The organism is Bradyrhizobium valentinum (genome assembly GCF_001440405.1).
Lineage (GTDB): Bacteria > Pseudomonadota > Alphaproteobacteria > Rhizobiales > Xanthobacteraceae > Bradyrhizobium > Bradyrhizobium valentinum.
The window spans coordinates 172,173-183,040 of the sequence record NZ_LLXX01000153.1; the positions used below are offsets into that span (position 1 = coordinate 172,173).

General features: G+C 57.9%; 10 protein-coding genes and 1 pseudogene. 9 read left to right on the forward strand and 2 right to left on the reverse strand.

Annotated features, from left to right (window positions below; all coding sequences use genetic code 11):
- Together CP49_RS42030 and ald are read left to right on the forward strand one after the other, a co-directional pair.
- A partial coding sequence (locus CP49_RS42030) for a transposase (protein WP_156438694.1) occupies positions 1 to 454 on the forward strand: 454 nt, incomplete at its 5' end.
- Positions 455 to 999: 545 nt separating this feature from the next.
- Positions 1,000 to 2,112, forward strand: a complete 1,113-nt coding sequence (gene ald, locus CP49_RS27720; RefSeq protein ID WP_057853330.1) for an alanine dehydrogenase — start codon at positions 1,000 to 1,002, stop codon at positions 2,110 to 2,112.
- A 543-nt stretch (positions 2,113 to 2,655) separates the two neighbouring features.
- Here ald and CP49_RS27725 read toward each other — a convergent pair.
- Entirely contained in the window at positions 2,656 to 3,834 is a 1,179-nt protein-coding gene (locus CP49_RS27725) for a peptidogalycan biosysnthesis protein (RefSeq protein WP_057853314.1), read from the reverse strand.
- A gap of 12 nt (positions 3,835 to 3,846) precedes the next feature.
- Entirely contained in the window at positions 3,847 to 4,611 is a 765-nt protein-coding gene (locus tag CP49_RS27730) for a class I SAM-dependent methyltransferase (protein WP_057853315.1), read from the reverse strand.
- Between the two features lie 1,669 nt (positions 4,612 to 6,280).
- On the opposite strand from CP49_RS27730, the pseudogene CP49_RS43510 reads away from it, so the two are divergent.
- The 7 genes and pseudogenes from CP49_RS43510 to CP49_RS27760 all read left to right on the forward strand — a co-directional run.
- Positions 6,281 to 6,485: pseudogene (locus CP49_RS43510) on the forward strand (hypothetical protein); the annotation flags it as partial.
- Positions 6,486 to 6,620: 135 nt separating this feature from the next.
- Positions 6,621 to 6,956: a heme-degrading protein HmuQ gene (hmuQ, locus tag CP49_RS27735; RefSeq protein ID WP_057853316.1), complete on the forward strand. Its 336-nt coding sequence runs from the start codon at positions 6,621 to 6,623 to the stop codon at positions 6,954 to 6,956.
- 14 nt (positions 6,957 to 6,970) lie between these two features.
- Positions 6,971 to 7,486 (forward strand): heme utilization cystosolic carrier protein HutX, encoded by a 516-nt coding sequence (gene hutX, locus CP49_RS27740; protein WP_057853317.1) that lies wholly within the window; start codon positions 6,971 to 6,973, stop codon positions 7,484 to 7,486.
- 31 nt (positions 7,487 to 7,517) lie between these two features.
- Positions 7,518 to 8,036 (forward strand): MotA/TolQ/ExbB proton channel family protein, encoded by a 519-nt coding sequence (locus CP49_RS49440; RefSeq protein WP_420807654.1) that lies wholly within the window; start codon positions 7,518 to 7,520, stop codon positions 8,034 to 8,036.
- 756 nt (positions 8,037 to 8,792) lie between these two features.
- Complete coding sequence (locus tag CP49_RS47950; RefSeq protein WP_245310898.1) at positions 8,793 to 9,476, forward strand: GFA family protein; 684 nt, start codon at positions 8,793 to 8,795, stop codon at positions 9,474 to 9,476.
- Positions 9,477 to 9,513: 37 nt separating this feature from the next.
- Positions 9,514 to 10,179 carry a 2OG-Fe(II) oxygenase family protein gene (locus tag CP49_RS27755; RefSeq protein WP_057853320.1) on the forward strand — a complete coding sequence of 222 codons (666 nt, stop codon included), beginning with the start codon at positions 9,514 to 9,516 and terminating at the stop codon, positions 10,177 to 10,179.
- A 67-nt stretch (positions 10,180 to 10,246) separates the two neighbouring features.
- The coding region (locus tag CP49_RS27760) for a transposase (RefSeq protein WP_197423254.1) at positions 10,247 to 10,868 on the forward strand (622 nt) is incomplete at its 3' end.

Consider the following 10,868-nt stretch of genomic DNA (forward strand, 5'->3'; position numbering starts at 1 on the left):
GTCCGACTGGAAACGCCTCTCGGCAGGGGCCGGAACCAAAGGACCGCGGCTGCATGATTGGTGCTATCTCGAATTGGCTGATCTCGAAGTCGAGGCATTAAACGATGCAAATTCGGGTCTGTGGACACGCGGTCTACTGATCCGTCGTCGTATCGCCGATGGCGATCTCGCCTTCTTCACCACCTGGTGCCCAGCGGGAACGTCTATCGAAACGCTGGTGGCGGTCGAAGGCCATCGGTGGGCGATCGAGGACAGCTTTGAGACGGCGAAGAACCAGTTTGGTCTCGATCACAACGAGAGCAGATCCTGGCATGGCTGGCACCGCCACGTTTCCCTGGTGATGCTCGCCTTCGCCATGATGGCGGTGATCCGCCATCGCGCCAATCCACCGCCCCCCAAAAAAACGAAACGGCGAACTACGGCAAAAACAAAAGCATCGCCATCCCGTCATTGATCCGTTGGTCAATCCAGGAAGTTCGCCGTATCGCCATCAGGCTCGCCCGAAAGCGCATCCAACCCGCACACGTTATCGCATGGTCACTCTGGCGCAGAGCGCACCAAGCCACCGCTCAGCGTGCTCACTTCAAAGCAAAACGGCAACTGTAATGCTAGGTCGGTTCCATCTTGGTCAGACACGAGACGTGGTCGACTAGGCGCTCCGCAATGTCGGGTCGGGGTTGTTGAGGCAAACCGTTGAACTCAATTATCGGTAGATGCCCTCTGATGTTCCTTGTCTTACAGCGCGGGCTGCCGGCGCCATCGCAGTAGAGTCACATTCGCTTCGAGACTTCGGTGTGACTGATCCGAGCGCTGGGTCGCATTGATGCTAAGCTCGGCCTGGATCGTCGTATCGATCTTGCCCGGTTCTTGTTTGGAATCCTGCAAAATAGTGCCAAATATTGCTGGATTTCTGCTTCACATAGCGCTTGCTTCGCAAGTTTGCAGGAAAACAAACCGATCTTCCGACTAGAAAAGGTTGTCCAAGTACGGAGATTGCAGGTGAAGATCGGTGTTCCCAAGGAAATCAAGACGCACGAATATCGCGTCGGTCTGACGCCTGGAGCCGTCCGCGAATATGTGGCCGCCGGCCACAGCGTGCTGATCGAGACCAATGCCGGTGCCGGCATTGGCGCAACGGACGATAAATATCGCAAGGCCGGCGCAACGATTCTGGACTCCGCTCATGAGATATTTGCATCGAGCGAGATGATCATAAAGGTCAAGGAGCCCCAATCTTCCGAATGGGCGCAGTTGCGAGAGAACCAGATTCTCTTCACTTATCTGCATCTGGCGCCGGATCCGGAGCAGGCTAAGGGCCTGCTAAAGTCTGGGTGCACCGCAATCGCCTACGAAACTGTCACCGATGCGCATGGCGGTCTTCCGCTGCTTGCGCCGATGAGTGAGGTCGCTGGCCGGCTTGCGATCGAGGCGGCAGGTAGCGCCCTGAAGCGGTATGCGGGCGGGCGGGGGCTGCTGATCGGTGGCGTGCCCGGTGTTCAGCCAGCCCGCATCGTGGTGATTGGAGGCGGCGTAGTCGGTACGCATGCGGCGCGGATGGCGGCGGGCTTGGGTGCCGAGGTCACGATCCTTGACCGGTCGATACCCCGGCTTCGTGAGCTAGATGAGCTGTTCGAAGGTCGCGTTCGTACCAGGTTTTCGACAATTGACACCGTTGAGGAGGAAGTATTTGCGGCCGATGTTGTTGTCGGTGCGGTGCTCGTTCCAGGCGCGAGCGCGCCGAAACTAGTCAGCCGCCGCATGTTAAGCTCGATGCGCAAAGGCTCTGTGATCGTGGATGTTGCTATCGATCAAGGCGGATGCTTCGAGACATCGCGTCCGACGACGCATGCTGATCCAACTTACGAGGTCGACGGCGTCATTCATTACTGTGTCGCCAACATGCCCGGAGCTGTCCCGCTTACCTCAAGCCAGGCACTGAATAATGCCACGCTGCCATTTGGTTTGGCACTCGCCAACCAGGGATTTGCAACCGTGCTCGAAAATCCGCATCTGCGCGCAGGCCTCAATGTCTATCGGGGCCGGCTAACTTATAGGGCCGTGGCCGAGAGCCTCGGCCTGCCATTTTCACCGATCGAACAGGCTGCGGCCTGATCCCAGAGGCCCCTCAAGGGCGTTTCCTCCCTGACTTGGGCCACTCCATTGGAGTGGCCTTCTTTTTTTGGGTTCTATAGTTCGCTCAACGAAAAGTTGCCTGGAACCGGAAGATCAAGGGGCAATGATCCCAGACTCGACGTTTTCAAGCCGCCCGGCGATACGAAAGACGTGCTTTTGCGATAGTGGGGTGTAGGCGCGGCGCGTGCCATCGCGGTGCGATACTGTCGGCGCCTGTCCAATTCTAGCCTTCGGCTTTGGACCCCGGTCGCGCCATTCCCTTCCAGCTTCTTGATGTGAAGGTGGTCAGGCGCGCGGCGTACTCGCACGCTCCGCAGGAAGACTCGTCTGGAACGAGATGGAGTGCTCGGTTCAGTGGAGATGGCGGCCGACAGTGCGGACATGCCATCGAGGACTGGTTGCCCTTATCAAGACCATGATAGACCAAATCCTCCCGTTCGCTGACGAGGCCAGAACGCCGTCAAGTTCGAGCGCCCCGGGGCGATGGGAAGAGATACACAGAGTGCAGCATGTGGCGCTTGTTCAGTTTGTTGGATTTTGATGGGACCCGACCAATTCCCAATCCCAGCTCAGATGGCCAGGGAACTCGTCCTGATATTCCCTGAGCATTCGATGGTTGTGCCGCTTGGCCTCGGAGTGGCAGATCTGCTGTTCATCGGCGCATTTGACGACCAAGGCCTGTGGCTCGATCTTTGCCCCGCGGTTCACCTTGGCACGCAGAGCGGAGGTTGAAAGCCGCAGTTTCGTGAGGCCGTTCGCCGCAGCGTAGTTGAGGGGCTCGTAGTAACAAAGGACGAAGTATCTGTAGTCATTGAGATCGAGACTGTAGTTTGCCCCGAAGTAGCGCAAGTGAAGTGTCGCTCCAAAGCGATAGAAGATCGCCAGCGCGGTTATATCTTCATCACGCTTGGAAACTGCTGCGGCACCGAAATACGATACACCTGACTTTCTCTGCCCCGCGAGGATCCCTTGCACCCACTCGCGATCCTGCATGCCGCCGTACCGTGACCTGTTCTGGGTGATGAGATCAGCGGCTACCGAGTCATCGAGTTCGTCGGGCACGCCCCATTCGACCCGACTTCCCATTCGCCGGAACGCCGCGATTTCAGACTTGGTCTGATTACGATCATGCGCGCGCCAGCTTTCCATCATCCCGGCAAGCCCTGTATCAGGCACCTCCAGCGAGGCTTGGGCAGAATGCAGAACGACGACCCCGCCTACGGCATATGCAAATTCCACCGCAGCCTGGTAGGGCATGTACGGCATCACAAAGCCGGCATATCCTCGCTGCTGCGCATACTCTAGCGCGCAGCGTCCCAACTCTGCTAGAGCCTGATGCCTTCGCCTGCCCTGAATGCAGGGAATCTCGTTGTGTGTGTTGCGCCGACCGCCGAGCCAAAGAAAGCCCTCTTGCCAGGGGCCCGGAACGCCCGCCATGCAATCTGGTAGGAAGAACATCCCAGGCGATTGGTCTCCTTCCCAAAGCGTACATGCGGCGACGAGCCCGGCCGACCCGTGGACGGAAAGCACGTCCGTTGCACCGAGTGAATGTTCGAGGCCTCGCAGCCACCGGTAGCTGTTGTAGAAATTGTCGTCACTGACGAGGGCATCCCATTCATGCTCGTCCATGTCGGACAGCTTTTGCAAAACGCCTGAGCAAAACGCGTGGGACGCGTCGCTCCTGAAAGGGAAAAATTTCATGGCTAGTCCGATTTACTGTGGGTCACGAGCGCGCACACCCTCGATGATGATCGAGTGTGGCTTTTGAAGATATGCATGCAGCTCTTTAGGAGCCTGACCCAAAGCGGCGCATTCTGGGGCATCCAGTTCCCGCCACTTCAACGATCGGAGGCCGCCTTGCCCTAACGCCCGCTCCAAAGAAGCAGCGGACCAATACGATGCGAAGACGCTGCCCTGCTTTCCGTTTTTGCAGAGTCGTATCCTTACACCTCCACCATCGACATATGGTTTCTGAAGATCATCGGCGCTGAGCCTGAGGCCATAGCGTTCGTAATAGCTCCGACGTGAATCGTAAGATGGGTGAATCGGCAGTGTCAGCAAGCGCCCGCCAGGACGCAACAGACCGACCATGTCGGCGCACATATCTTGCAGCTCAGGTCCGCTGCTAGCGTATTGCAGCACATGCACGGCAAGAACCAGGTCGAATTGACCTATCAAATCGGGGCTGAGACGAGTGACGAAGGAGATGCCCGGAGACTCCTTCTCCGCCCGACGCCGCGCGTAGTTGAGCATGCCTTTCGTCGGATCGTATCCTACAACCCGGCCCGCGCCGCGTTGCTTTAGCCAGCGGGAATACATCCCCGTGCCGCACCCGAAGTCGAGGACTGAGAGACCCTCAACATCACCAATAGCCTGTAATACGCTTGGAATTTCGATCTCTTTTCGAAAGGGCCAGTGAGCGGTGTCTTCATATAGAGTGGCAAGTTCATTGAATTGGCCCGCATTGTTTTTGGACATGAGGACACCTCTCTTTTCCTTACTTATGCGGTATATTGGCGCGAACCTTGCGCATGAGCGTGGTCTCGGGATTCGGGAGTTCACAAGGAAGTGGGCGCTTGCAGGGCGTGAACGCCAAAAGCGCAATCCAGGAGCGCTCGTTGCAACGCGCGAGAAAGGTCCGCACGATGATCAACATGTAGCGCTCGCATTTCAGCTCCTCCTGTACGTGCCAAGAGTATTGAGCAAATCAACTCGACGAGGGTGGCCATCCTAGGTCGACTGCAGCGCAACCTTGTCGAGCTCCGTCAGCGCAAACCCATCTTGATGTCGCGGCGTCTCTGCCGCCCTCCGACAAGAACCAAAGCCGCTCCTGGGCAAACGCCACGCGGGCACCCAGCGACGGACGGGCGAAGCCTGAATTGGCGGACCATCACTCAAGCGTGCGGCGTCTATGGCATCGATTCGAATCAATCGAGCAAGTTTCATCTGAACTCCGGGCTCGGTGCCTCCGAGACTGCGATGGACGTAATCGATCCTGCCCGTCCTCAGCAATCGGCGTGCCGCAAAAGACGTTGTGCGAGCCTTGCTTGAAAAAGGGCATAACCACGTGCTTCGCGCCGCGCTGGAGGAAGAGTTGCATTCTACTGTCCGGTTCCGCTCATCATCGTCTCCAACCGGACGCGGCTGAATACGACAAGGCCAGCCTCAACTGACTACGGTCCGCTCACGCGCTGAATTCAGATCGTTCCTTGAGGATAAATGTGCCCTATGGCGACCTACCTAAGCGCACAGTATCGGAGCATCAGCTGGTGTGATGCGGCTTGCGGCACGCGATCCAATGATGCTGTCGTTGGCCGACGACGCTGCCGTGCTTCAGCGGCCGTCTCGAGGCCATGTGCCAATAGATGCCGATCCGGTACGAACGCGTCTGCTGATCACTGCAGCTCATGGCGAGACATGTCGTTCCTACGCCAAAACGGGGAAAGCGGAGTTGCAACGAGTCAATAGGATCGCGGGTCGTGACGCCTACGAATTCGCCAGGCCAACTTCCTGTTGGACACAACTACAGATAGCAGCGAGAGTATTAGTCCAGCTTTGACTGCTGTGGCTCAGGCTCCGGTGCGCAGACTATGTCCGATCCGCGCAACAGCTGCGGCTTCCTTCCATGTCATCACAGCAATCGGGGTGCCGGTCGCGAGAATTGGTGCGAGCCTTGCTTGACGTGAGGAAAAGCACCTGCGTCCGGACGACGGGGCGCTGGAATGAGAGTGCCACTTTGTCAGGTTTCCGACTTGGCGTCTCCAACCGGACACGGACCGAACGACAACATGGAGAGAGAAATGAAGGTGACCCCACCGACCTACCTCGCACGGCTGTTGGCGCTGGCAGGAGGCTGAAATGGAAATCCCGGCCTTACTCCGGGGTGATCGCAGGCAAGCGCGGCTTTTTGGACGGGAAGGGCCGGTGTGCAAGCAAGCCCCCGCGTGTCGTACCACCGCCGCATTGGACAAATGCCGATCACTCGCTCAGATCGCGCCTGACAGCAATGCCCGACGAGAGCACCTGAAGCTGGCTCAGATATACAAGTCTATCGGGTGGGCCGCTCAGCGCTTGCAGGGGCTGCGCTACACGCAGGAGCGGCGGGCTTGTAACGGCTGGCTGACGCTCTCTCCTACATTAGCGTCCCGTCGAGCTCTACATGACCTGGCATGCGACAAAGGACATTATGTTCACGGCGTCGATCGACAATCTGTTGAACCAGTACTATCGGCCCTATGCCGTCCCCGGCAATTCCACCGATGGCACCAACCAAAACGATGTGCTGTGGTCGAGCCCAGGACCGGGGCAGAGTCTACAAGGCCGGATTGAAAATTCACTTTGGCGGAGCTTAGTTCGACGAGCTGACGAACCAAACAAGTTGCATCGGGCCGCGCTGATGCTCCAGCGCGGCTTCGGTGCATCCATGTTTCTAACCAACTCAAACGGTACGCCAGGCGCACCCCAGCAACCCAGCAAGGAGATTTCAAATGTTTATCGCGATGAATCGGTTCCAGGTGAAGATTGGCTCTGAGGCGGCCTTCGAGACGGTGTGGCGCACGCGCGAGTCCTATCTCAGCAACATGGCCGGTTTTGTCGAGTTTCACCTGCTGAAGGGGACCGTTGCCGAGGATCACACGCTCTACTCGTCGCACACGGTCTGGATCGACAAGGCGGCATTCGAAGCCTGGACCAAATCGGAAGAATTTCGCCGCGCCCACGCGCGCGCCGACAACAAGACCGGCGAAAGCCTCTACCTCGGCCACCCCAAGTTCGAAGGTTTCGAAGTGATCCTGAGCGAGCGCAAATCCAGCGCCGCTGCGTGACGGGGAGGGCTGTCATGTTGAGCACGGAGCTTGCCGAACTCAAGGCGTATATGGCTGACAATCCAGGAGCAGTGATCGAGGACGTGGCGCGGGAGCGGAAAGTGAGCCCGCGGGCAGTCCTGGAGGCTATGCCTGAATCGATGGTGCGCCTCGGCCCCGGCAGTGAATTCGCCGCTGCGATGAATGACGTCGCGCAATGGGGCGAGGTGACGCTGATCGTCCACACCGACGATGCGATCTTCGAATTCACCGGCGCCATCCCTGCAGGCGAGATCGGCCGCGGCTACTTCAACCTGATGCAGCCGAAGGGGCTTCACGGCCATCTCCGGCACGAGCGCTGCGCGGCGATTGCCTCCGTCGAGCGGCCCTTTATGGGCAGGTCGTCGGCCTTCATCGCATTCATCAATGTGGACGGCGGCATCATGTTCAAGGTGTTCGTCGGCCGTGACGAAACGCGCGCGCTGCGAAGCGACCAGTTGCAGCGCTTTCATGCGCTTGCGGAAAGGATCGCGCCCGCCCGCGCGGTGTAACCGATCCGCATTGTCAGCCCGGGAGACGATCATGCAGCGAACGATGCTGAACGTTATGATCCGTTGGTGTGGCGCGGCCGGCGTGGCTGCGTTGCCTAATGCGGCGCTCGCCACCACCGATGTCGCGCTGCTGCCGCGCAACCTGTCGCCCTGGAACATGTTCGTGAATGCGGACATCGTGGTGCAGGCGGTCATGGTGGGCTTAGCCTTCGCCTCGCTGGTGACGTGGACGATCTGGCTGGCGAAAACCATCGAGATCCGCCGCAAGACCGCGACCGCCAAACGGCGCCTCAGCCTCTTGGAAATGGATGCCGTGCTGGCCAGGGCCGAGCAGGAGAGCCGCGGTGGCAAGGACGCCGTGGCGGCGCCAATGGACATGATGCCGGGACCCGAGATGCAGCAGGCGGACGCGTCGCCGCCCGAGCCCGCGGCCGCAGAGGCCGTGCGGGAGCAGATCGCGCCGACTACGAACATCGTGGAATTGGCTTTGATCTCGCGCAAGCGAACCGACCGCGGTAGGAACTACAGCTCACAATCGAGAAACCAATGAGCACGCCTGCGAGACGACGGAATCATTTGGCGCAAGAAAATCCACACATCCGTGAACAAATAAGTTGAGCAAAGCACTATTGCACCAAGGTCTACCCGAAGCCGGAGGATACTAGATGGATCGACAAGATCGCGAGCCTTCAAGACGAAGTGATGCCTCTTTGCAGGAAATGAACTCGTCTCCCGATCCGGGGAATTGGTATCGGTTGACGGTCCTAGGTCTAGGCCAAGAAAATCTCTCTCTCTGCATGCCCGGGTTCGAATGACGTTATCCCAAGCTTCTCCCTCTAAACTGCATCAACCTTCAGAGATACCTGTTGGCGAGCACCTGGCTCGGCGAGCCCGGGCTCTGCTTGTCCCCCATCCGTTCGCTGCGGAGATGTCCAAAGATCAGGTTGCCAGTCTCCTACCTGAATACTTAGCGATGTCACAAGCGTTCCCGCACCTGCAGGCGGGATCACAAAAGGATCTCATATTCGACGCAATACGTCGCAATCGAGACCTCCCGAGGGACGTTGAGCTGACCAGTGTGGTCGCAAATTTTATCTGCTGGGATGAAACGGGAGGTCACAGTCGGGTTCTCCAAGGCGGCAACGCTGCGCTACCCAGTATTCTGGACACCGAAAACTTCCACTCAAAGCTCTTTAGAACAGATGCGTCGCGCCTACTTGGCCGAGCAATACAGCCTAACTACAGTACCACAACGAGCCGGTACCTGCGTGCGCTATATCATGGCTTGTCGTCGAGAGACCCCATAGTGCGCTGCGCCTACATGGTTGCCTTTGAGCTACATGCTGCGGAAATGATCCAGGCGCTTTGGACCACTTTAGTCAGAACCTTTGATGCTCGCACTGATGATCTTGAGTATTTCCAGGTCCATGTCGGCGGCGAGGATCCTGCGGAGAAATATCACGGAGAGATGACAAGCAGGCTCATTAGCGAACTGGTCCCTGCCGACTGCAATAGCCGTTTCTTGGATGAATTCGACCGCGCGTATGGTCTCAGCTTAGAGTGGTGCCGCAATCTAGTCGGAATTGATTCGCTTGACGGAGATGGTCGGCCGGAGGTTGAACACAGTGGCCGCTGTCACTGTGGGGCTGTCAAGTTCTACGTACGAGCGCCAGCAGAGATTTCTGCAGTGAAGTGCAATTGCTCAATCTGCCAAATGTCCGGATTTTTGCACATGCTCGTTGCTGACGACAAGCTTAGGATTGAATGCGGCGAAGAACGCCTCACTACGTATCAGTTCAATAAGAACATCGCTCGGCATACGTTTTGTCGGGTTTGCGGCGTAAAGCCATTTTATCGGCCGCGATCGAATCCGTCAGGATTCAGCGTAAATGTTCGATGCCTAGATAAAACGACGATCGAAAGCATAAGAATAGATGATTTCGACGGCGAGAATTGGGATCTGGCGATCCGCTCGTTGCAGGCGGATTAGAAGAGTCGAATTTGAGTGAATCCGAAAGGCGCGAACAATGAGTGATAAACTTGGTCTGCTTTCAGAAGATGCCCTCGCGAAGTACCGCTCAGAGCTGGCAGATAAAGGTACGGTCCTGATTGCCCCCGAGACGCTGTTCACCAAAGATGAGTTGACGAGGATCGATCAGTTGCAGTCCGATATTCCCGAAGAAGAGGTTCGGAAGGGAGATGCCGGCGATTCTCACAATGTTTTTGTAAGACGAGTGCGCTTGGATCACGCCGGCCGTAATCCTAGCAACGTGAATGGTACAGCTTCAGCGCAGATCATCGAACTACTTGAAAGTACAGAGCGGATCTCCGCGCTCAGGAAGATCTTCGGAGCCTCATCAGAATACGTCATTCGCCGATGCCAAATGCATCGCATGCCGCCTGGGTCCTTCGTTGGCATCCATTTGGATGCTGAGAGCGACCCCGACTTCGAGTATTCTGTGATTGTTCAGCTAGCGACAGATTTTGAGGGCGGTGAGTTCGTCGTATATCCAACCAACCGTAAACTCCAAATGTTTCGGCCACCTTTAGGAACCGTACTGATCACTACATGTAGGTTCCGGCATGAGGTAAGGCAGGTGCACGCCGGGGAGCGTCGGTCACTCGTCTACTTTTGTTCAAAATACGGCGGTGCGAACCGCAGGATAATCGAAAGCCCTGCCGCTCGCGCATGAGGTCGGCTAGGAGCCTGTCTGAGTAGTGACTGGTCAAGAGGGTGCGAGTCTGATTCCTTGCGTGGCCATGAGCGAGGAATTTCGCCCCTGGAAGATCGACGAGGTCCAGCTTCTGCCGCCGAGCGTGCAGGACTATGTGCCGCAGGACCACGTTTCGCGGTTGATCGTGTCGCTGGTCAAGGAAAGCCTTGATCTATCGGCGATCCTAGGCAGCTACCGGAGCGGGCTGGGTCAGCCGCCGTTTGATCCGCGGATGATGACGGCGCTGCTTCTACACGGCTATGCGAGCGGCATCTACTCGTCGCGGCGGATCGCCAGGGCGACGGTGGAGCGGGCGGATTTCATGATGATCGTGGCCGGCGACCCGGCGGACTTCCGCACGATCTCGGAGTTCCGGCGGCGGCATCTTAAGGCGCTGGCCGACCTGTTCGTGCAGGTGTTGAAGCTGGCCGAGAAGGCCGGGTTGGTGAAGCTCGGGCACGTGGCGCTCGACGGCACCAAGATCAAGGCGAACGCGTCCAAGCACAAGGCGATGAGCTACGATCGGATGAAGAAGCGGGAAGCGGAGCTTGCAGCGGAGGTCGACCGCTGGCTCAAGGCCGCCGAGGCTGCCGATGCGCAGGAGGACAAGCGCTACGGCGACAAGCGCGGCGACGAGATGCCCGATTGGGTGGCCGACAAGCAGAAGC